A 22,990-nucleotide genomic window follows, 5' to 3' on the forward strand; every position below is an offset into this window, starting at 1 on the left:
GTGTTTATGAGTAAAGTAAATGACATACTTAAGGGTAAGTTTCTTGTAGATGAAGATGCTTTTAAGAACTGGAGAATGATCATTTTTTTATCTGTACTGGCGCTTATTATGATTGCTAGTTCGCATAGGGCAGATGAGAAAGTACACGAGATAGCAGATCTTAAAGATGAGGTTGCAGAGTTGCGTAGTGAGGCTGTAGATTCTAGAGTAAATCTCTGGAAATTAAAAACAAGTAGTAGTGTCGCAAAGGCGCTTGAGGCAAGAGGAGTAAAACCATCTAATGTACCTCCAAAAAAAATTAAAGTAAAAATAGAAGAAAGAGATTAAAAGTGGCTACATCAGAAAAGAACATATTAAACCGCCTTTATTTCGTCGCTGGATGTATGTTTCTTCTAGCGCTTATTATTGCATATAAACTTGTAGCGATACAGGTGTTTCAAGGTGCGGCATATCGAGAGCTTGCTGTTACTAGTACCGAGAAGATGGTTACCATACCAGCTACGCGTGGTAATCTTTATGCAGAGGATGGTAGTCTACTTGCTACGTCTCAAATTAAGTACGATATACGCTGGGATGCACTTGCACCGTCTAAGGATAATTTTAATGAAAACATAGTAGCGCTTTCTAAAGGACTCTCTGAGGTGCTTGGTAAGCCTCAGTCATATTATGAAAATAGACTGCGCAAAGCTCGTAGCACAAAAAACCGCTATTTATTTATTGCCCGTAAACTAGGTTATGCAGATTATGTAAAAATCAAGTCGTTGCCATTGTTTAATAAAGGGCAGTTTCGAGGAGGGATCATTGTAGAAGAGCATACAGAGCGTGAGCATCCATTAGAAAAAATGGCAGAGCGCACAGTAGGATATGAACGTCAGGATGATAGTGGATATTATACCCGAGTAGGTCTAGAAGGAGCCTATGGTTATTATCTAAGAGGTAAAGAAGGACGCCGTCTTAAGCAAAAGATTGCAAAAGGCGAGTGGAAACCTTTAGGGATAGGTAATGTCGTAGAGCCTCGCGATGGGTATGATGTAATATCTACCATAGATGTAAATATTCAAGATGTTGCACACAACGCCTTGCTTACGAGTCTCGAAAAATACCAGGCAGATCACGGTTGTGTGGTTGTTATGGAAACTAAGACTGGCGAGATTAAAGCCATCTCAAATTTAGGTCGTACTAAAGAAGGAAAATATTATGAGCGTCTCAACTATGCGGTAGGAGAGGCACACGAGCCTGGGTCTACTTTTAAATTGATGTCTATGGTGGCTGCGCTAGAAGACAAGGTGATTGACTCAAGTACGGTGTTTGATACAGAAAATGGACGAGTAAAATTTTATGACCGTACAGCTATAGATTCTAAGCGTGGTGGTTATGGTAAAATCACTGCGGCAAAAGCGTTTGAATTGAGTAGTAATACCGCTTTCGCGAAAATGATAAACGATAACTATGCCTCAGATCCAGAAAAATTTGTAAAACGACTTTTTAATATGGGTCTCAACGATCAGTTAGGGCTAGAGATAAAAGGAGAAGGAAAACCTAATTTTCCGTACCCAGGAGATAAAAACTGGTATGGAACTACCTTGCCTTGGATGGCCTTTGGTTATGGCGTAGAGCTTACTCCATTACAAACACTCACATTTTATAATGCCATTGCAAATGATGGTGAGATGGTAAAACCTCGTTTTATCAAAGAGGTAAAGGAGTGGGATCAAACTATAGAGACTTTTGATAAAGAGGTGATAAACTCGCGCATCGCATCTCAAGAAACAATTAACGTTGTTAAGGAGATGATGAAGAAAACAGTAGAGCGTGGTACAGCAAGAAATATCTACAGCAAGGAATTCTCTATGGCTGGCAAGACGGGTACTTGTCAAACAGAATACTGGATAGAAGCGGGCAGGTATATATCATCTTTTGCAGGATACTTTCCTGCAGATGAGCCTAAGTACTCGTGCATTGTTGTGGTAAACAAGCCTAAAAAATCTATAGGGTTTTATGGCAATGTGGTTGCTGCCCCGGTGTTTAAAGAGATTGCTCAAAAAATATATTCAGATACGCCAGTGGTAGACGAAATAGCACTGCCGGCAGATAATGCTTCTAATATTACAAATGACTTTCAGAAGTATTATGCAAACGTAAATAAGAGCCATAAGACAATCCCAAATGTAAAAGGTATGCCAGGTATGGATGCTGTAGCATTGCTAGAAAACTTAGGATTAAAAGTAAACTTTCGCGGAAGCGGAAAAGTAAAAAGCCAGTCTATTAAGGCTGGTGATAAAATAGAAAAGAACAAAACTATTACGTTACAATTATCGTGATTTTACTTAAAGACATATTATATAGAGTAACCTTAGAGTCTGTTGTGGGTAATACTGCTATTGCTATCACAGATGTGCATTTTGACTCGCGTAAAGCGTCTCTTAATGATGTATTTGTGGCAATACGTGGGACTCAGAGTGACGGTCACGATTATATAGAAAAGGCAGTTGCTCAGGGAGCACTAGCGATTATTTGTGAGGAGATGCCGCAGCAAATTGTAAATGGTATCACTTACGTGAAAGTGGCAGACACCTCTAGTGCCCTCGCTACAATAGCAAGTAATTACTACGGAAACCCATCTGCAAATCTGAAGCTTATAGGGATTACTGGTACTAATGGTAAGACTACTATCGCCAGCCTGTTATATCAACTTTTCAAGAAGGCTGGATATAAAACAGGGTTATTATCTACTGTGAAGATTATGGTAGATACAATAGAGCATAAGGCAACGCATACTACACCAGATAGTCTTACTATTAATAAGTATCTCGCAGAAATGAGTGCTGCTGGGGTTGAGTATTGTTTTATGGAAGTGAGCTCTCACGGTATTCACCAAAAGCGTACAGAAGGTTTACATTTTGAAGGAGGGATTTTTACAAATTTATCTCACGACCATCTAGACTACCACGAGACATTTGCAGAGTACAGAGATGTTAAGAAAAAGTTTTTTGACGAGTTGCCTAAAACGGCTTTTGCGCTTGTAAATAACGATGATAAAAATGGACCTGTTATGGTTCAAAATACAAAAGCAAAGAAAGTAACCTACGCTTTAAAATCATATGCAGATTATAGAGCGCAAATTCTAGAAAATCAATTATCGGGATTATTGCTCAAGGTGCAAGATCAAGAAGTTTGGGTAAAGCTTATTGGTTCTTTTAACGCATATAACCTCTTAGCCATTTTTGCAGCAGCAGAACTTTTGGAACTAGATCAAATGGAAGCATTACAGCTTTTAAGTGAGCTAGAGAGTGTGTCTGGACGTTTTCAATATTTTATTTCTGAAGGTAATGTGACTGCAATAGTAGATTATGCACATACGCCAGATGCCCTTAAAAATGTGCTAGAAACCATAAATGACATTCGTACTAAAAATGAAGAGCTTATTACGGTTATAGGAGCTGGAGGTGATCGTGATACTACAAAGCGACCTAAAATGGGCAACATCGCTAGCGCACTTAGTACAAAGGCTATTATCACAAGTGATAACCCAAGGTCAGAAAATCCAGAGGCTATTATTGAGCAAATAGAAGCAGGGGTGGAGCCTATACATTATAAAAGAATTCTGTCTATTACAGATAGGAAACAAGCTATCAAAACTGCTTGCCAACTGGCAAATGCGGGAGACATAATATTAATAGCAGGTAAAGGTCACGAGACTTATCAAGAGATAAATGGAGAGCGTTTTGATTTTGATGATTATAAAATAGTACAAGAAACTCTTAAACAACTTAACAAGTAATGCTGTATCATCTTTTTCAATGGTTAGACGAAGCTTATAACTTGCCAGGTGCAGGCTTGTTTCAGTTTAGTACGTTTAGAGCCGCGCTTGCTGTGTTGCTTTCTTTAATACTCTCTACGGTATATGGAGAGCGTGTGATTAAGTTTTTGCAACGCAAGCAGATGGGTGAGCAAATACGAGATCTAGGTCTAGAAGGACAAGCAGAAAAAGCAGGAACACCTACTATGGGAGGACTCATAATTATAGGTGCTACACTAATACCTGTACTGCTTCTAGGTGACTTGCAAAATATTTATATCATTCTTTTAATAGTAACCACTGTGTGGATGGGAATCATAGGTTTCTTAGATGACTATAAAAAGAAAATGCAAAAAAATAAAGACGGTCTAGCTGGTAAGTATAAAGTTATTGGCCAGGTAGGGCTGGGTATCATTGTAGGGGCAACAATGTTTTTTCATAGTGACATTACCATACGTGAAGAAATCAAGCAAACAGCAGGAACAGAGCAGGTAGAAATCACTACGCTTAGAGGGAATGACAAGTTTGACGTGGCTCATAAGAGTCTCAAGACTACTATTCCTTTTGTAAAGTATAACGAGATAGATTACAGCACGATACTTACTAGTATCAATGAAGACTGGAAAGACTATGCGTGGATCATATTTATCCCTATCGTAATTTTTATAATTACAGCTGTTTCAAACGGAGCAAATCTTACAGATGGTATAGATGGTCTCGCGGCGGGCACGAGCGCTATTATAGTACTTACGCTAGGCATATTTGCCTTTATATCTGGTAACATCATCTTTAGTGATTATCTCAATGTGATGTATATCCCAGGTACTGGAGAGATGCTCATTTTTATAGCAGCCTTTGTAGGTTCTCTCATTGGTTTCTTATGGTATAATGCGTACCCAGCGCAAGTGTTTATGGGTGATACGGGCAGTCTCACTATAGGTGGTATTATAGCGGTACTCGCCATTGCTACTAGAAAAGAATGGCTCATTCCTATTTTATGCGGGATTTTCTTAATGGAGAATCTCTCTGTGGTAATGCAAGTTGGATATTTTAAATACACAAAAAAGAAATTTGGAGAAGGTAAGCGCATCTTCTTGATGTCACCATTACATCATCATTATCAAAAGAAAGGCATACACGAGAGTAAGATAGTTTCTCGTTTTTGGATTGTGGGGATATTGCTTGCGGTACTTTCTATCATAACATTAAAAATTAGATAAACACGCTTTCGCGAAAGCGAAGTCAAAACTGAATCTGCCAAAGTTAGAGGGTATAAAATAATGAAGAAACGATTAGTCATATTAGGAGCTGGAGAGTCTGGCGTAGGTACTGCCATTTTAGGCAAGGCCAAAGGCTATGACGTGTTCTTATCTGATTTTGGAAAGATAAAGAATCACTACAAAGAGATACTCATTGCTGAGGATTTTGCTTGGGAAGAAGAAGGGCATACAGAAGCACTTATTCTCAATGCAGATGTAGTGATGAAGAGTCCTGGAATACCAGATAAAGCACCTATCGTGCAAAAGCTAATAGAAAAAGGAGTCTCTGTAATATCTGAGATAGAATTTGCTTCTCAATATACAGATGCCACAATTGTGGGGATTACCGGAAGTAACGGGAAAACTACAACCACGATGCTTACTGGATTTATTCTAGAACAAGCAGGTATTAATCTTGGTGTTGCGGGAAACATAGGAGACAGCTATGCAAAGATGGTGGCGCAAAAGGAGATTGACACCTATGTGCTAGAAATAAGCAGTTTCCAGTTAGACGGAATCGCAGATTTTGCTCCTCATATCGCGGTGGTGCTCAATGTGACACCAGATCACTTAGATAGATACGATTATAAGTTTGAAAATTACATCGCATCAAAATTTAGAATAGCGATGAACCAAAAAGAAACAGATTATCTCATCTATGATGCAGATGATCCCGTGAGTGTAGACTGGCTTAATAAACACCCGGTGCGCTCAAAATTATTGCCCTTTTCACTCACACAAGAATTTGAAAATGGCGCTTTTATAAAAGACAATAACCTAGTAGTACAAATAGATAATAACACCTTTACAATGACCACAAACAATCTCGCTCTTAAAGGGCAACACAACAAGAAAAACGCAATGGCTGCCTCTACGGTAGCAAATTTATTAAACATCCGTAAGGCAACGATACGTGAGAGTTTAGAAGGTTTTCAAGGGGTAGAGCATAGGTTAGAGCAGGTGCTCAAGATTAACAACGTGCAGTACATAAATGACAGTAAGGCGACTAATGTAAACGCTACATTTTATGCGCTAGATAGTATGAACGACCCTACGGTATGGATAGTAGGTGGAGTAGATAAGGGTAATGATTATCGTGACTTATATCCCCTTATTAATGAGAAGGTAAAAGCAATTATCTGTCTAGGTGTAGATAATCAAAAGCTTATGAGTCATTTTGAAAATATGGTGGATATTATTGTGGAAACACCGTCTATGACAGAGGCTGTAAAGATAGCTTACAAGGTGGCAGAGCGTGGTGATAATGTATTGCTTTCTCCAGCGTGTGCAAGCTTTGATTTATTTGATAACTATGAGGATAGAGGCCGCCAGTTTAAAGCTGCCGTACGTAACCTTTAATTCTGATTATACAACCGGCCGCAAGCTGCAATCCCCCGTGAGTAGCCGGTGTATCAGAGTTTATAAAAAAAAGGAAAATCACGCTTTCGCGAAAGCGCAACAAAAACAATTAATAGTAAGTGAGTACTAGTTTTAAAGACATATTTGCAGGTTTACAAGGCGACAAAGCTATATGGGCAATTGTTGCTCTACTGGCATTGTTTTCATTTTTACCGGTATATAGTGCTGCGAGTAACCTTGCTTATATAAAGGGTGACGGTAATACGGTGCGTTTTTTAATTAAGCACGGGATGCACTTAGTACTTGGTTTTGCAATGCTATATGGCGTGCATAAAATACCACATCATTATTTTAAAGGGCTCTCATTTATAGCATTGCCCTTTGTGATTATACTACTTATAGTAACGCTAGCCCAGGGTACCACGATGGGAGGTGCAAATGCAAGTAGATGGATTAAGATACCTATACTGGGTGTTGGTTTTCAGACATCAACCTTTGCAGGCGTTGTGCTTATGGTCTATGTAGCGCGTTATCTGGCAAAAATTAAGGATAAAGTAGTAACTTTTAAAGAAACGCTTGTTCCTCTATGGTTGCCTGTGGCGGTAGTGCTGGGACTTATATTGCCAGCCAATTTTTCGACTACGGCAATCATTGCTGCTATGGTGGTTGCACTGGTGTTTTTAGGTGGGTACCCGCTTAAGTATTTGGGTATTGTAATAGCAACAGGTATTGTGGCGCTGTTATTTTTTGTGCTTATGGCAAAAGCTTTTCCGGGGATGTTCCCAAACAGGGTAGACACCTGGATAAGTCGTGTAGAAAACTTTGCAAATGATGAGGTAGATGCAGATGCAGATTACCAAATTGAAAAAGCAAAAATCGCAATTGCCTCAGGTGGTTTATTAGGTCAAGGTCCTGGTAAAAGTGTACAGAAAAACTTCTTGCCACAGTCATCTTCAGATTTTATATACGCCATCATTGTAGAAGAGTTTGGTCTTGCTGGAGCAGGTTTTCTATTGTTTTTATATATGTTATTGCTATTTAGAATAACAGTGATAGCCCATAAAGCCGAAACGATTTTTGCAAAGCTGGTGGTAGTGGGAGTAGGGTTGCCTATAGTTTTTCAAGCCCTTATTAATATGGCAGTTGCTGTAGAGTTGTTTCCTGTAACTGGACAAACATTACCACTAGTGAGTAGTGGAGGTACATCTATATGGATGACCTGTCTCGCTGTAGGAATTGTGTTAAGTGTAAGTGCAAAGCGCAAACCTACACCGGTAAAAGAAGAGAGTGAGTTAAACCCATTAGATGTTTTAAGTGAAGCCTTGTAAAGTCATAGTATCTGGAGGAGGAACAGGTGGTCACATCTATCCTGCTATAGCCATCGCAAACGAGATAAAGCGGCGTCATCCTGACGCACAATTTCTCTTTGTAGGTGCGAGCGACCGTATGGAGATGGACAAGGTGCCACAAGCAGGTTTTGATATTGAGGGATTATGGATAGCAGGTATACAGCGCAAGCTCACGGTAGATAATCTTATGTTTCCATTTAAGCTCATAAGTAGTTTATGGAAATCTCGTAAGATTATAAAAAAGTTTCAGCCAGATGTGGTCATTGGTACGGGTGGTTTTGCTAGTGGCCCTTTACTTAAAATGGCAACTGTAGCTGGCATACCAGCGTTAATACAAGAGCAAAACAGCTATGCGGGCATCACAAATAAACTATTAGGAAAACACGTAAGTAAAGTATGTGTAGCATATGATGAGATGCATCGATTTTTTCCTAAAGAAAAGATTGTAAAAACAGGAAATCCAGTGCGCTCAGATTTACTTGATATATCAGGTAAAAGCGAGCAAGCAATGGCAAAATATGAGCTATATGCGAGTAAAAAAGTGGTGCTTGTGATAGGAGGGAGTCTTGGTGCAAAAGCAGTTAATGAGCTTATGTATGCGAAGCTACCTTTCCTTAGAGAACAAGGGGTACAGGTTTTATGGCAAACAGGTAAATTATATTATGACACCTATAAGCATCTAGATAGTGAAGATGTTAAAGTGATGGCATACATAGACCAGATGGATATGGCTTATGCTGCTGCAGATGTTATTGTATCTCGCGCTGGAGCAAGCTCTGTATCTGAGTTATGTATCGTGGGGAAGGCAACTATTTTTATACCGTCGCCTAATGTAGCAGAAGATCACCAAACCAAAAATGCAAAAGCCATAGAGAAAGAAGGTGGTGCTATACTCATTGCTCAAAAAGATCTTGACAAGAAGTTTGAACTTATGTTTAAGGCGTTAATAGATGATGAGCCATCTAGACTTGCTTTGGGCAATAAAATAAATGCGCTCGCTTTACCTAATGCGACTAGTGATATAGTAGATGAGGTAGAAAAATTATTAAAAGATAAAAAGTAGAAACTTTACAGCATATTGTGAAGAGTAATATATGAAAGCACTTAAGGACATACATAACTTTTACTTTATCGGCATAGGCGGTATAGGGATGAGTGCGCTTGCTTTTTATTTTCAAAGTGAAGGTAAAAACGTAGCAGGTTATGATAAGACGCCTTCAGATGTAACCACAAAGTTGCAAGAGGCTGGCGTTGCTGTTCATTTTCAAGATAAGGGAGATGCGATAGATGAGATCTTTGCAGATAAGGAAAACACGCTCGTTATATATACACCTGCGGTGCCAAGTACAATGGGAGAGTTAGTACGCTTTCGCGAAAGCGGGCATATCCTCAAAAAACGCGCAGAAGTGTTGGGTCTTATTGCAAACCAGTCGTTCTCGCTTGCTGTTGCTGGCACCCACGGAAAAACAACTACCTCAAGTATATTAGGTCACTTACTCGCTGCTACGGGAGCACCAGTAACAGCTTTTGTAGGAGGAATAACAAATAATTACAACGGTAACCTTATTCAGAACGGAAGCGATATTACTGTTGTAGAAGCAGATGAGTTTGATAGGTCATTCTTACAGCTCACGCCAGACATATTGTGCATCACCTCTATGGATGCAGATCATCTCGATATTTATGAAGACGAGGCAGATCTTGTGGCGACTTTTCAAGAGTTTGGATCTCTTGTAGCTCCAGAAAAGAGATTTGTAAAGAATGGTTTGCCACTTGCGGGTAATACCGTGGGGATAGAAGATGATGCAACATACTCGACACAAAATGTGCGTATTGTAGACGGTGCTTATCATTTTGATTTTAAGTATCCAGATGGTGTGCTTAAAGATTTGAAAGTTACATTACCAGGGAGGCACAATCTATTTAATGCTACCACGGCACTTAGTATGGCGGTGGCTTATGGTACTCCAGTAGCAAAGTTGCCAGAAGCGTTAGCTAGTTATGCGGGTGTAAATCGCAGGTTTACCTATCGCTACGAGTCTCAAGATAAGGTGCTCATAGATGATTATGCACATCACCCTACAGAGATTGCGGCGGTGTATCAAAGTATAAAAGAGATGTATCCGGGCGAGGAAGTGCTGGCTATTTTTCAGCCACATTTGTTTAGTAGAACAAAGGATTTTATGGCAGATTTTGCTACAGAGTTATCTCGTTTTGATGAGGTGGCACTGCTAGATATTTATCCAGCTAGAGAGTTGCCCATAGAAGGTATTACAAGTCAAGCATTATTAGATAAAATGACGCTTTCAAATAAAGAAATTGTCACAAAAAATCGCTTGCCTGAGATTGTGACAGCTTCAAATAAGAAAATTATAGTAATGATGGGCGCCGGAGATATAGGTGTAGAAATATTAAAAGTTACAAAAATATTGCAGAGTGAAGGTTAATTGGTTTTACATAAAGATGCTGGTTTTACTGGGGTTCACAGTGTTTCTGTTTGGGTTTTCTGTACAGAGAAACGATGCTCGTCTTGTAGAAGAAATAACCATCTCTTTTGATGATGAAAGTGCACCTTTTGTCACTCGTGAGACCGTTAATAAATTGTTGATAGTAAGTGGAAAAAAGGTTACGGAAACGCCTAAAGAAAATTTAGCTTTGAGTATAATGGAAAATCGCGTCAAGGCGCATCCAATTATCAAGAATGCAGATGTTTATGTATCGATGAGTGGTGAGGTAGGAGTTGCAATAGAGCAACGCAAGCCTATTGCACGACTTAACGGTGCTACGTCATTTTATATAGACGAGGGTGGTGAGGTGATGCCACTGTCAGAAAATCACGCTGCACACGTCCCTCTCGTAACTGGAGCGACAGATAAGAATATAGACGAAGTATTTGAACTGGTAGATTTTATCAATAAAGATACATTTCTCTCAAAGCACATCATAGGCATATCACGCACCACTAGTGGTGAGTATATGCTCAAAGCAAGAAAACTAGGGTATACAATTGCGCTAGGTAAAGTAGAGCAACTTAATAAACGTTTCAGTAATTATAAAGCGTTTTATCAAAAGGCACAAAAAGATAAAAGCTTAGGTAATTATAAAACAATAGTGCTTAAGTATGACGGGCAAGTAGTTTGTGAGAAAAAATAATAGAGGGTGTTATAAGAACGCTTTCGCGAAAGCGTAAACCTTCAAAATTAGAAGTATGGAAAATCAAAATATCGCAGTAGGACTGGACATAGGGACCACGAAGATCGTGGCAATGATAGGGCGGTACAATGAGTACAACAAGGTAGAAATTCTAGGTATAGGTAAGTCTAAAAGTCTTGGTGTGCATCGTGGTGTAGTTAATAATATTACCCAGACCATACAGTCTGTACAACAAGCAGTACAAGAGGCCGAAGATGTATCAGGGATTAAAATAAAAGATGTTGTAGTAGGGATAGCTGGACAGCACATACGCTCATTACAACATAGCGATTACATCACTAGAAATAACTCTGAAGAGGTAATAGACGCGCAAGATATAGAAGCATTATGTGATCAAGTACATAAACTAGTAATGTTACCTGGTGAGGAGATTATACACGTCTTACCACAAGAGTATAAGGTAGACGGGCAGAGTGAGATAAAGGAACCAATAGGAATGTATGGTGGTCGTGTGGAAGCAAATTTTCACGTGGTTGTAGGTCAAGTAGCATCTATAAGAAATATAGGACGTTGTGTTAAGAGCGCAGGGCTCAATTTAGATCGTATTACCCTAGAGCCTCTAGCCTCTGCAAACGCAGTGCTAAGTCAAGAAGAAAAAGAGGCTGGTGTTGCTCTTATTGATATAGGTGGTGGTACAACAGATCTTGCCATTTTTAAAGATGGGATAATCAGGCATACGGCTGTAATACCTTTTGGTGGTAATATTATCACAGATGATATAAAAGAAGGTTGCTCAATTATAGAAAAACAAGCAGAGCTACTTAAAATAAAATTTGGATCTGCGTGGCCAGGTGAAAATAAAGATAACGAGATTGTTTCCATTCCTGGATTGCGTGGTCGTGAGCCTAAGGAGATAACATTAAAAAACTTATCAAAAATCATTCACGCAAGAGTAGTGGAGATTGTAGAACAAGTGTATCTAGAAATTAAGAATTACGGACACGAGGAGCAGAAGAAAAAACTTATAGCAGGTATAGTGCTCACAGGTGGTGGTAGCCAGCTTAAACACTTAAAACAGTTAGTAGAATATATCACTGGTATGGATACTCGTATAGGATATCCTAATGAGCATCTTGCCGGAGATAGTGATGCAGAGACCACAAGCCCGCTTTATGCAACGGCAGTGGGACTTGTGATGAACAGTCTTGAGCACGGGCTATACAACTCTCACCTAGAGGCAGAAGAAGAGGTGATTGCAAAGGAAGAAGAGGTATTTACAGATACCATAAATGAAGTACAAGAAACAGATATTGAAGCTAGGCAAACTAAGCCTCAAGCGCCTAAGCGCAGCATCTTTGATAGATGGGCAGATAAGTTTAAAGACTTTCTTGATAATGCAGAGTAGTGCAATAGCACTGCAGTAATTAAAGAATTAGAATAAGAATCAAATCGGCGTATGGGCGTCGATCTAGTAGAATACAACGGGGCAAAAAATAAATTATATGAGTACGACACAATTTAATAACATCACATTTGATTTACCTAAAAACCAAAGCAATGTCATAAAAGTGATAGGTGTAGGTGGAGGAGGTAGCAATGCTATTAACCATATGTTCCAGCAGGGCATAAAAGGTGTAGATTTTGTAATCTGTAACACAGATGCACAGGCACTTGAGAATAGTACAGTGCCTATTAAGATACAACTAGGTGTAGGTCTTACAGAAGGTCTTGGTGCAGGAGCAAATCCAGAAGTGGGTGAGCAAGCTGCTATAGAGAGTGAGATGGATATTAAACAGATGTTAGGTACTAATACAAAGATGATCTTTATTACTGCCGGAATGGGTGGTGGTACAGGTACTGGTGCCGCTCCTGTAATTGCAAAGATGGCTCGTGAGCTTGATATCCTAGTCGTAGGGATAGTCACGATTCCTTTCCAGTTTGAAGGAAAAATGCGTAACGAACAAGCCCAGAAAGGAGTAGATAGACTACGTGCTCAGGTAGACTCACTCATTGTAATAAATAATAATAAGCTACGTGAGGTTTATGGAAACTTAGGCTTTAAAGCTGGTTTTAGTAAAGCAGATGAGGTTCTTGCCACAGCCTCAAGAGGTATTGCAGAGGTAATAACACACCACTACACTCAAAACATTGACTTGCGTGATGCAAAGACAGTGTTAAGTAAATCTGGTACAGCTATAATGGGTAGCGCTACTGCCAGTGGTACAAGTCGTGCAAACGAGGCAATATCAAAAGCGCTAGACTCACCATTACTTAATGATAACAAGATTACAGGTGCAAAGAATGTATTACTACTTATCGTTTCTGGTGGTGATGAGATTACTATAGACGAGATAGGTGAAATAAATGATCACATACAAGCAGAGGCTGGTCACAGTGCAAACATCATTATGGGTGTAGGTGAAGATGACTCTCTAGGAGATGCGATTTCTGTGACAATAATAGCAACAGGTTTTAATGCAGAGCAGCAAAACGATATTGTAAACGTTGAGACAAAAAAAATCATACACACGCTAGAGGAGGAGCAAAAAGCACAACAAGACCTTATGCCAGAGGCTACAGTAGAGATACCGCCAGCAGCACCCGTTGAGCCTCAGAAACCAGTAGCACCAGCTAAGATTGTACACACGCTAGACTTAGATGAGCTGGAGGATACTACTAGCGCTTTCGCGAAAGCGCCTGTAAAAGAAGTTCCACAAGAAAAAGCTCCAGAAGCACCACAGGCTCAGTCAAGACAAGAAGCTCCAGCAAGCCAGCAATATAAAATGGATATTGTGCCTACAACAGATATTATAAAAAATATCAATGTAGTATATGATGAAATTCTAGCCGAAAATGATGCAGACTTTGAAATTATAGACACAACTGTACGTCAAGAAAGTCCAGTAGTCGAAAATAAAGAGCCAGAAGGAAACGGAATGCTCTTTTTTGATATGCCACTTAATGCAGACACTACTGTACAAGAGGAAGAAAGTGCACCTAAGCTTTTTGACCTAGACGATAGCACAGCATCAATAGAAGTAAATGAGCCTATAGAAATCATTCCAGTTACCGAGCATACTAATGATGGAGAGACTCGCTACAGTCTTGAAGATTATATGGAGCTCGAAGAGACACTCTCAAGTGCCTCTATTGTAAAAGAAGATATTGATGAGGAAGAAACAATCATTTTTGAAACAAAGACAGTTGCTCCTCAAGAGAAAGAAGAAGATGAGCCAGAGGCAGAAATAGACCCTATGAATAGCCCTATCTCAAAGTTACTTATAGATAGAGCATCAGAGCGTAAACGTAAGATGAAGGAGTTTAACTACAAGTTTAGAAATAACCAGTCACGTATAGAAGAGATAGAGAAGCAGCCTGCATATAAACGTATGGGTATAGATCTAGATGAGACGCCAAAAAAAGATGGTAACCTATCTAGAACGTCACTCTCTACAGATGATAATGACGAAGTACAACTACGTAAGAACAACTCATTTCTACACGATAATGTAGATTAATACAATTATTATTAGTGCTTTGTAGTCCAATGATCTCCCCCAAGATTGTTGGACTACTTTTTTATGGAGTGATTATTTCTACTTAAGTGGTACATATAAAACTCCGTATCTTTGATAATCTAATTAAAACAATAAACTATGAGTCTATCTAAAGATGTGATGACGGCTATGAAGGAGGCTATGAAGGCCAAAGATCAAAATGCCCTTACATCACTACGCGCTATAAAATCTGCTATCTTACTTGCACAAACAGAAAGCGGTGCAAAAGAAGAAATAACAGAGGAGCAAGAGTTAAAATTGCTTCAAAAACTTGTTAAACAACGTAAGGATAGTGCAACCATCTTTAATGAACAAGGTAGAGCAGATCTTGCAGAGCCTGAGCTTGCTCAAGCAGAAGTTATTGCACAATTTTTACCTGAACAACTAGGAGAAGATGATATAGCCAAAGTGGTAGATGAGGTCATAGCTACAACTGGTGCTCAAGGAATGAAGGATATGGGTAAAGTAATGGGGCAGGTTAATGGCAAGCTAGCTGGTAAAGCAGACGGTAAGACTATAAGTACGATCGTAAAATCAAGACTGAGCTAGTTTATACTTTAAATATAATACAATTGAAAGAGGCACAATAATGTGCCTCTTTTTTTGTAAATAAACGCAAGTAACAGCCATAATTTGCGAATACGTTTATTTATTAACATAAGCATTGTCAATTTTCTAATTTTATATTTTAAATTATTATGCAAGACGCTAGTTTTCAATAGGTAAGGCTGGTGTCTTTCACTTTTTTTAGTATGTTTGTGGCCTCCCCTTATTTTGTAGTAAAATTCTATCCTCAACTTATCTTTTAATTAAAAAGTTAATACTTAATACTAAAGGTTAAATGAAGAATTTTTTACGTGGGATCACGTTATTAGTCTGTTTTTTATTTTATATCACAGGGGTGGCTCAAGATGCAAAACTTGCCAGGGCAAATAAAAAATTTAATCAGCTTGCATATATAGATGCAATAGAAATCTACAAAGACCTTGTAGCAGAAGGCTTTAAGTCTTATGATGTTTTCAAAAAAATAGCAGAAGCTTATTACTATAACGGTAAGTACTCACAAGCACAAGAGTGGTATAAAAAGATCACAGAAAATTATGCAGACTCCGTAAGTGCAGAGCATTATTTTAGATATGCACAAACTTTACGAGCAACAAAGGAGTATGACGAGTCTGATGATATGATGCAAATTTTCACCTCCTTAAGTGGTAATGATTTTAGAGCAAGGCTATTTCAAGAAAATCCAGATTATGTGGCAGTAGAGGGATATAAGGAGAGTCTTTATGAGATTAATATGTTGCGCACGCTTAACTCTAGGTATTCAGATTTTGGGCCCGCATATTATAAGGGACAAATTGTTTTTGCCTCTGCAAGAGATACCGGTACAGTTACCAGGCGTATACATAAATGGACTAATCAACCTTTTTTAGACCTATACAGGTCTACTATAAAAGAAGACGGTACAATGTCACCTCCATCTAGATTTAGCAGAAAGCTCAATACTATTTATCACGAGAGTTCACCCACTTTTTCAAAAGATGGAAAAACCGTTTATTTTACCCGTAACAACTTTACAAAAGGAGATTATAAAGCATCAAAAGACGGAATAAACAAGCTAAAGATTTATAAGTCCACGTATCTTTCTTCATCAAAGAGCTGGACAAAGGCTGAAGAAGTTCCCTTTAATAGTGATGATTTTTCAAATGCGCATCCGGCTTTGAGTCGGGATGGACGATTACTATACTTCTCTTCAGATAGAGCTGGAGGAGTAGGTAGATCAGACATCTGGAGGGTCGATATAAATGAAGATGGGACGTATGGAGAACCAGAAAATATGGGCAAACCTATAAATACCGAAGGTAGAGAGGCGTTTCCTTTTATGAGTGATACAGGTAATTTATATTATGCTTCAGACGGTTATCCAGGCTTAGGCGGTCTAGATGTTTATGTTACAAATCCCTCTTCAGAAGAGATTGCTGTTGTGGGTGTGGGAGCACCTATTAATAGCTCTAGTGATGACTTTGGTTATATTGTAAATGATAGCATAAAAATGGGCTTTTTCTCGTCTAGTCGTGCTCAGGGTATGGGTAGTGATGACATCTACCGTTTTAAACAGACAGAAAAACCACCTCGCAAATGTGATATACCTATAAGTGGTTATGTGACAGATAAAAACACAAAAACACCTATTACAGATGCAAAGGTGCAACTTCTAGATCCTGATAATAAGGTTTTACAAGAAGTACAGGTCTCGCCTAAGGGTAAGTATACATTTGATCTTGTTTGCTCTCAGAATTATATCATACGCGCTTCCTCCAAAACGTATTACTCAAACGAAGTTTTTGTGATGACACCAGCAACAGAGCAAAGTTTAGAAAGAGATATAGAGTTAGAACTTAGACTTACAGAAGTAGGCGTAGGAGACGATCTTGCAAAGCTTCTCAATTTGAACCCTATATATTTTGACTATAATAAGTCAGATATAAGACCAGATGCAGCCCTTGAACTCACTAAAGTCATCTCTGCTATGAAGCAAGTGCCGGAGATGGTTATTAACGTGCGCTCACATACAGATAGTAGAGGTAAAGATTCTTATAACTTGTCATTATCAGATAGACGAGCAAAGTCTACAGTGGCATATATCATCTCAAGAGGTATAAATGCAGAGCGTATAAGTGGTAATGGTTATGGAGAGACACAACTTGTAAATGGCTGTGGTAATAATAGTGATTGTACCGAGGAGCAGCACCAGTTAAACAGACGCTCAGAGTTTATTGTTGTTAATCAGTAATGGAGTAAATTTGCGCTTTCGCGAAAGCGTAAAAAGGCTGCGTAGTTCAACTGGATAGAATATCAGATTTCGGCTCTGAGGGTTGGAGGTTCGAATCCTCTCGCGGTCACAGATAAATTTGAAAATCCCCCATTAAGGTATAAACTTACTGGGGGATTTTAATCATAAGGCTCTTTGTCTATCAATTAATGAGGTAACTTATCTTTAAGTATACCATATAAAAAAGTACCTAGTATTGCCGCAGCAATAACTACTAGTATAGGTATAAAACCTGCTCCAATAAGAGTAAACATAGGACCCGGACACGCACCTGCAAGTGCCCACCCTAAGCCAAAGATAATACCACCTATAAGGTAGCGACTTACACTCCTAGTTTTTGGATAAAAGTGTATGGTCTCCCCATAAAAAGATTTTATATCAAATTTCTTAATGAGCTGTATAGTGATAACACCTATCACCAGTGCAGAACCTATAATTCCATACATATGAAATGCGTCAAATTTGAACATTTCATAAATACGAAACCAAGAGGCAGCCTCACTCTTAAACATTGTAATCCCAAAGAGGATTCCTATAAATAAATAAACTATTGTTCTCATTAGGCAAAAATTAAGGGGTATAATAAATGTATCATCACAAGACCACCTATAAAGAATCCTACTACGGCTATAAGTGACGGGAGTTGTAAATTACTAAGACCAGAGATCGCGTGGCCAGATGTACAACCACCGGCATAACGCGCTCCAAAGCCCACGAGGAGCCCGCCTATAATGAGTATAGCTAAGGTTTTAAAATCTAACAGCGCCGAGGTTTCAAAAAGCTCTGTGGGAAGGTATGCTTTACCAGCACTATTAAAGCCTAGATTTTGTAAATCACTTATAGTTTCTGGTGTGATGGCAACGGCGGCATTTGGAGTCATAAAATTTGCAGCTATAAAGCCACCTATAATGGCACCTATAACCACGGTGAGATTCCATTTTTGTGCACGCCAGTCTAGTTTAAAAAAGTCTGCTTTTGTGCCTGCTCCACAAATGGTGCACATCGTTCTAAGATTAGAAGACATACCAAAGTTTTTGCCCACCATAAGTAGTAAAAACATCACAAAAGCAATCATTGGGCCCGATACATACCAAGGCCAGGGGGAAAATATCCAATTCATTACTTGATTTTTGACAAAGAAAGCGCAAAAATAACCCCTCTTCAGTAACATTTGTTACCTAAGAGAGGTCTTTATTAATCAAGTATTTTAATGTATTGTAAATGTGTTTGTTACGCTTTCGCGAAAGCGTACCTATACTAGTTTTGATAAGCAGAGAGCATCCATACCAGTTTTTCCTGTTGTACGATATAATCACTCATAAGTGCTACTGTCCCTTCGTCATTTGCATCTGCAGCTATTGATAAGATGGCTCTTTCTTTTTTGAGTAAGACAGTAAGTGCCTCGAGTATACTTGATATTGCTGCCTCACCATCTGTAATATTTTCGGCACCTTTAATCTCTGATATCTCTAGATATTTTTTAAAGGTGTGAAGTGGAGTAGCGCTTAGGGTAAGTACACGCTCTGCAATCTCATCTACTTTTATAAGTGCGTCGTTGTATAACTCTTCAAACTTAAGGTGTAATTCAAAAAATCGTTTTCCTCTTATGTTCCAATGAAATCCTCTTAGGTTCATATAAAACATCTGGTAGTTAGATAGTAAATCATTAAGCTTCTCTGCCGTTTGTTGTGAGGAGGTTACATCTAGGCCTATGTTATTTAGTTTTTTCATAATAATTAGTTTTTTTAAAGTTATTAATTGCTACGCTAAAACGTGCGCCTTAGTGTCTTAAAGTATTTTTATAAATTAAGAAAGCAAGAGGCTTTCATAATACATTACTCTTTATAGTAGTTTTTGATACTCTTCTTTACATATAAAAAACGAAACAAACCTATAATTAATAAGGCAGGTCCTATAACAATGAGCATAATACCTATCCAGCGTATTTCGTTTAACAGGTCTAATTTTATAATAGCAAAACCAGAACTTAAAAAAACAATAAACGTTCTAAAATAAGCAAGAAAGGTCCTCTCGTTTGCCAGTCTCGTTCTATCTATCGCCAGTTTATCTCTTAGTGATTGCTCTAGTGTGCTCATAGGTTAGGTTATTTTTCCCGTAGCACAACTTACAAAAGATTTTGCCTTTAACAATACACCATTATCATCTTCTATAGATGGATAGCCTAGTTTTTTTAGAGTTTCCTTTACAGATAGCGCATCTATACCATCTTCGGCAGTAAAGGAGATTGTAGATGATTCTAGATCTATACTAACATTATGTACATTTTCTAATGCATTAATTTTTGTAGTGATTGTATTAACACAGCCACCACATCTTAGATTTTGAACAATTATAGCCGTTTTCATAGTGTAATATTTTGATGAAGAGATTAAGTAAATCGATATAATTAATTACGCTTTCGCGAAAGCGTGATTGCATACATTATAATCATTATGATTTATAGACTAAGCTATTTCCAGTTGTTATAACCATCTTCTAGATCAAAGATGATTTTGAAACCTAAGCTATCTAATTTTGCCGCAGCGCGCTGGCTTCTATTACCAGATCTACAATAGAGGTACACCGGTTTATCCTTATCAAGTTTATTTACCTTAGTTGTAAACTCTGATGTTTTAAAGTAATCTATATTTTGTGCTTTTGCTATATGACCAGAGCTGTACTCATTTGCAGTACGTACATCTATGAGCTGCACACCAGGGGTTGCTATTGCGCTTTTAAAAGCGTCTCTGTCTAGTATTGTGATAGCATCGCTCTGTTGCAATTTATCACCAAAAAGTAAGGATAGAAATGACATAAGTATGAGTGTAAGTTTCATTATTATTTTTACTCAAAGATAAGCGCTTAGTATACGTTTGTCAGTGACTTAGGTTACATAGCAAGGCTTTTAAAACAAAAAAAAAGTGACTGTTTGTACAGTCACTTTTTTCTTCACTAATTTAAAATAATAAGCCTTAATTATAATGAGGCAAATTATGCGTTATGGTGCTACCGTTTCTCCTGTCCAGGCCATCATTCCACCCGTAAGATTGTATGTGCTTTGTACATCCATATTATCAAGTATTTGACAAGCTTGCCCACTACGATTACCGCTCCTGCAATAGATGTAGTAATTTTTTGAGGTGTCAAGCTCTTTTATAGAAGCCATAAACGAGGGCTGGTCTAAAAAATCAATCATTTGAGCATTAGCCTGTATTCCCTCTGCACACTCTCCAGGAGTTCTTACATCTAGAATTACAGCCTGACTGTCATTTGCAATGAGTTCTTGCCATTCGGCTTGATTTATATTTTTCATTTTAAAAGTTTTATAATGTTGTTGGACACACAAAATCTGTAACAGGTACACCAGCTTCTTTTATGGCTTTAAAACCACCTTTTACATCTATAAGATTGTGTATGCCTCTGCTTTTTAAAATAGATGCGGCAATCATACTTCTATATCCTCCAGCACAGTGTACATAAAAAGTGTCGTTTTCTGGAAACTCTGCAAGGTGATTATTTAAGAAATCTAGAGGTGTGAGGTGAGCGTCTTTTACACGCTCAGATAAATACTCACTCTCTTTACGTACATCATATACCGGTTTTTTAGATTTTTCAAGATCAGACTTAAACTGTGCAGCCGTTATAGAGCTTACCGTATCATACTCAAGAGCTTCCTTTTTCCAGGCATCAAAACCACCCTTGAGATATCCCAGTGTGTTGTCAAAACCTACACGTGATAATCGTGTCACTGCCTCTTCTTCCTTACCAGGTTCTGTTACTAGTAATATAGGTTGCTTTACATCTGCAATAAGAGCTCCTACCCACGGAGCAAAACCTCCCTTGAGACCTATAAAAATAGACCTAGGTATGTGACCCTTTGCAAACTCATCTTGATGACGTACATCTAGTACAATGGCCCCCGTCTCATTTGCAGCAGCCTCAAAAGCTTGTGGTGATAAGGCTTGTGTACCTCTTTTTAAAACATCTTGTATGTCTTCATAACCTTCCTTGTTCATTTTTACATTGAGCGGAAAATACTGAGGTGGTGGTAACAGTCCATCTATAACCTCATTTATAAACTCTTCCTTAGTCATATCTGCTCTCAAGGCATAGTTCATTTGTTTCTGGTTCCCTAGAGTGTCTACGGTTTCCTTCATCATATTTTTACCACAGGCAGATCCCGCACCGTGTGCTGGATATACTGTAACATCATCTGCAAGGGGCATTATTTTAGTGCGTAAGCTGTCATATAAGAAACCAGCAAGGTCGCGCTCTGTGAGTTCTCCCATTTTTTGAGCAAGATCTGGCCTTCCTACATCTCCTAGAAATAAAGTGTCACCACTAAAAATCGCGTGGTCTTTACCATCTTTATCTTTAAGAAGGTAGGTCGTGCTTTCCATCGTGTGTCCTGGAGTGTGTAATGCTATAATAGTTACATCACCTAGCTCGAACTCTTGGCCATCTTTTGCAATTATTGCATCAAAAGAAGGGTTTGCATTAGGACCATATATGATAGGAGCGCCTGTTTCTTTGGCTAGTGTTACGTGACCGCTCACAAAATCTGCGTGAAAGTGAGTTTCAAAAATATACTTGATTTTTGCATCATCAAGTTTTGCTCTATCAAGATAAGGTTTTACCTCTCTTAAAGGGTCAATTATAGCAACTTCACCTTTGCTTTCTATATAATAGGCACCTTGTGCTAAGCATCCTGTGTAGATTTGTTCAATTTTCATACTTTCCATTTTTTAGTACGCTTTCGCGAAAGCGTTATATCATACATTTTAACTCGTTATTTGGTCTCATCATATTATTTATTTACAAAGAACTCCATATAAAAGATAAAAATGGCCATTGCAAAAATAAAGTAACCAAAACCTTTTTTGAGCTTCTGTCCATCTATAAAATTACTTAAATAACTGCCTATAAAAATTCCTATAAGAGAGATTAGTGTAAAAATGGAGAGAAATACCCAGTCCACATTCATTGTTAAAGCGTCACCTAAAAAGAAGCCCATAAGAGATTTAAATGCTATGATTATGAGTGATGTCCCTACGGCTACTTTCATTTTTATGTTTGCAAGTATTACTAGCGCGGGTATGATTAAAAAACCACCACCGGCACCTATCATACCAGTAATAGCACCTACTAGCAATCCTTCTATTAAGATAAGAGGATAGTTATAAGAAACCTTACCATCATTTTTTTCTGGGCATTCTTTACGCTTTTTGAGCATTGAGAAAGCCGCTGGTATCATTAGTATTGCAAAGAGGCCAAACATTGCCATCCTGCGTGTAAAATCAAAATCACCTATGGTAAATAAAACGTCTGGTAAAGCTGGTACTACATAATGTCTTACCACTGTAACTCCCACAATAGCAGGAATACCAAATACTACTGCAGTACGCCAGTCTACATATCCTTTAAGATGCTGTTTAAGCCCGCCCACGAGCGCACTAGCACCTACAATAAATAAAGAGTATGCAGTTGCTACTTTTTCGTTTACAGAAAACAAATATGCAAGAACAGGTACCGCAAGTATGGAGCCACCACCACCAATGAGACCTAAAGAAATGCCTATAATTAGAGCACTTATATATCCTAATACTTCTAAAACTTCCATAATGAAACTTTGTATTTTATAGCAAATGTATTCTGATATAAAACTACTGGCAGTAACAAAG

22 protein-coding genes and 1 tRNA gene are annotated in these 22,990 nt (G+C 38.4%); 14 read left to right on the top strand and 9 right to left on the bottom strand.

What is annotated here, in order from left to right; translation table 11 throughout:
* The first annotated feature begins 6 nt into the window (after positions 1-6).
* From MED134_RS12500 to MED134_RS12565, 14 genes are all read left to right on the top strand, one after another.
* Positions 7-327 (top strand): FtsL-like putative cell division protein, encoded by a 321-nt coding sequence (locus MED134_RS12500; protein WP_038599681.1) that lies wholly within the window; start codon positions 7-9, stop codon positions 325-327.
* Between the two features lie 2 nt (positions 328-329).
* Complete coding sequence (locus MED134_RS12505) at positions 330-2,321, top strand: penicillin-binding protein (RefSeq protein WP_038599684.1); 1,992 nt, start codon at positions 330-332, stop codon at positions 2,319-2,321.
* Entirely contained in the window at positions 2,318-3,781 is a 1,464-nt protein-coding gene (locus MED134_RS12510) for a UDP-N-acetylmuramoyl-L-alanyl-D-glutamate--2,6-diaminopimelate ligase (protein ID WP_038599687.1), read from the top strand. Before MED134_RS12505 ends, MED134_RS12510 begins: the two co-directional genes overlap by 4 nt.
* The gene (gene mraY, locus MED134_RS12515; protein ID WP_038599690.1) at positions 3,781-5,019 is read left to right on the top strand and encodes a phospho-N-acetylmuramoyl-pentapeptide-transferase; all 1,239 of its coding nucleotides are present in this window, start codon (positions 3,781-3,783) and stop codon (positions 5,017-5,019) included. Before MED134_RS12510 ends, mraY begins: the two co-directional genes overlap by 1 nt.
* Before the next feature lie 60 nt (positions 5,020-5,079).
* Positions 5,080-6,417, top strand: a complete 1,338-nt coding sequence (gene murD / locus MED134_RS12520; protein WP_038599692.1) for a UDP-N-acetylmuramoyl-L-alanine--D-glutamate ligase — start codon at positions 5,080-5,082, stop codon at positions 6,415-6,417.
* 119 nt (positions 6,418-6,536) lie between these two features.
* Complete coding sequence (locus MED134_RS12525; protein ID WP_038599695.1) at positions 6,537-7,745, top strand: FtsW/RodA/SpoVE family cell cycle protein; 1,209 nt, start codon at positions 6,537-6,539, stop codon at positions 7,743-7,745.
* Positions 7,732-8,829, top strand: a complete 1,098-nt coding sequence (murG, locus tag MED134_RS12530) for an undecaprenyldiphospho-muramoylpentapeptide beta-N-acetylglucosaminyltransferase (RefSeq protein WP_038599698.1) — start codon at positions 7,732-7,734, stop codon at positions 8,827-8,829. The genes MED134_RS12525 and murG overlap by 14 nt, the downstream gene beginning before the upstream one ends.
* Before the next feature lie 31 nt (positions 8,830-8,860).
* Positions 8,861-10,213, top strand: a complete 1,353-nt coding sequence (gene murC, locus MED134_RS12535) for a UDP-N-acetylmuramate--L-alanine ligase (protein ID WP_038599701.1) — start codon at positions 8,861-8,863, stop codon at positions 10,211-10,213.
* Positions 10,203-10,919 carry a cell division protein FtsQ/DivIB gene (locus MED134_RS12540; protein WP_038599704.1) on the top strand — a complete coding sequence of 239 codons (717 nt, stop codon included), beginning with the start codon at positions 10,203-10,205 and terminating at the stop codon, positions 10,917-10,919. Before murC ends, MED134_RS12540 begins: the two co-directional genes overlap by 11 nt.
* Before the next feature lie 55 nt (positions 10,920-10,974).
* Complete coding sequence (ftsA, locus tag MED134_RS12545; RefSeq protein ID WP_038599707.1) at positions 10,975-12,324, top strand: cell division protein FtsA; 1,350 nt, start codon at positions 10,975-10,977, stop codon at positions 12,322-12,324.
* A gap of 97 nt (positions 12,325-12,421) precedes the next feature.
* Positions 12,422-14,437 (top strand): cell division protein FtsZ, encoded by a 2,016-nt coding sequence (gene ftsZ / locus MED134_RS12550; RefSeq protein ID WP_038599709.1) that lies wholly within the window; start codon positions 12,422-12,424, stop codon positions 14,435-14,437.
* Positions 14,438-14,575: 138 nt separating this feature from the next.
* Entirely contained in the window at positions 14,576-15,025 is a 450-nt protein-coding gene (locus MED134_RS12555; RefSeq protein WP_038599712.1) for a GatB/YqeY domain-containing protein, read from the top strand.
* Positions 15,026-15,317: 292 nt separating this feature from the next.
* A complete protein-coding gene (locus tag MED134_RS12560) occupies positions 15,318-17,270 on the top strand; it encodes an OmpA family protein (protein ID WP_038599715.1) in 1,953 nt (650 codons plus the stop codon).
* A gap of 35 nt (positions 17,271-17,305) precedes the next feature.
* A tRNA-Arg gene (locus MED134_RS12565) sits at positions 17,306-17,379 on the top strand.
* Positions 17,380-17,455: 76 nt separating this feature from the next.
* On the opposite strand, the gene MED134_RS12570 is transcribed toward MED134_RS12565, so the two are convergent.
* The 9 genes from MED134_RS12570 to MED134_RS12610 form a co-directional block, all read right to left on the bottom strand.
* On the bottom strand, positions 17,456-17,869 hold the full coding sequence (locus MED134_RS12570) for a DUF6691 family protein (RefSeq protein ID WP_038599718.1): 414 nt from the start codon (positions 17,867-17,869) through the stop codon (positions 17,456-17,458).
* On the bottom strand, positions 17,869-18,429 hold the full coding sequence (locus MED134_RS12575) for a YeeE/YedE family protein (protein ID WP_038599720.1): 561 nt from the start codon (positions 18,427-18,429) through the stop codon (positions 17,869-17,871). The genes MED134_RS12570 and MED134_RS12575 overlap by 1 nt, the downstream gene beginning before the upstream one ends.
* Positions 18,430-18,566: 137 nt before the next feature.
* Positions 18,567-19,040: a Dps family protein gene (locus MED134_RS12580; protein ID WP_038599723.1), complete on the bottom strand. Its 474-nt coding sequence runs from the start codon at positions 19,038-19,040 to the stop codon at positions 18,567-18,569.
* Between the two features lie 104 nt (positions 19,041-19,144).
* Entirely contained in the window at positions 19,145-19,405 is a 261-nt protein-coding gene (locus MED134_RS12585) for a YidH family protein (protein WP_038599726.1), read from the bottom strand.
* A gap of 3 nt (positions 19,406-19,408) precedes the next feature.
* Entirely contained in the window at positions 19,409-19,675 is a 267-nt protein-coding gene (locus MED134_RS12590) for a heavy-metal-associated domain-containing protein (RefSeq protein ID WP_038599729.1), read from the bottom strand.
* Positions 19,676-19,779: 104 nt separating this feature from the next.
* On the bottom strand, positions 19,780-20,145 hold the full coding sequence (locus MED134_RS12595) for a rhodanese-like domain-containing protein (protein WP_237747115.1): 366 nt from the start codon (positions 20,143-20,145) through the stop codon (positions 19,780-19,782).
* Positions 20,146-20,307: 162 nt separating this feature from the next.
* Positions 20,308-20,622, bottom strand: a complete 315-nt coding sequence (locus tag MED134_RS12600; protein ID WP_038599732.1) for a rhodanese-like domain-containing protein — start codon at positions 20,620-20,622, stop codon at positions 20,308-20,310.
* Between the two features lie 10 nt (positions 20,623-20,632).
* The gene (locus tag MED134_RS12605) at positions 20,633-22,042 is read right to left on the bottom strand and encodes an MBL fold metallo-hydrolase (RefSeq protein ID WP_038601261.1); all 1,410 of its coding nucleotides are present in this window, start codon (positions 22,040-22,042) and stop codon (positions 20,633-20,635) included.
* 74 nt (positions 22,043-22,116) lie between these two features.
* Positions 22,117-22,929, bottom strand: coding sequence for a sulfite exporter TauE/SafE family protein (locus MED134_RS12610; protein ID WP_038599734.1), 813 nt, complete (start codon positions 22,927-22,929; stop codon positions 22,117-22,119).
* Between the last annotated feature and the right edge of the window lie 61 nt (positions 22,930-22,990).

The organism is Dokdonia sp. MED134 (assembly GCF_000152925.2).
Lineage (GTDB): Bacteria > Bacteroidota > Bacteroidia > Flavobacteriales > Flavobacteriaceae > Dokdonia.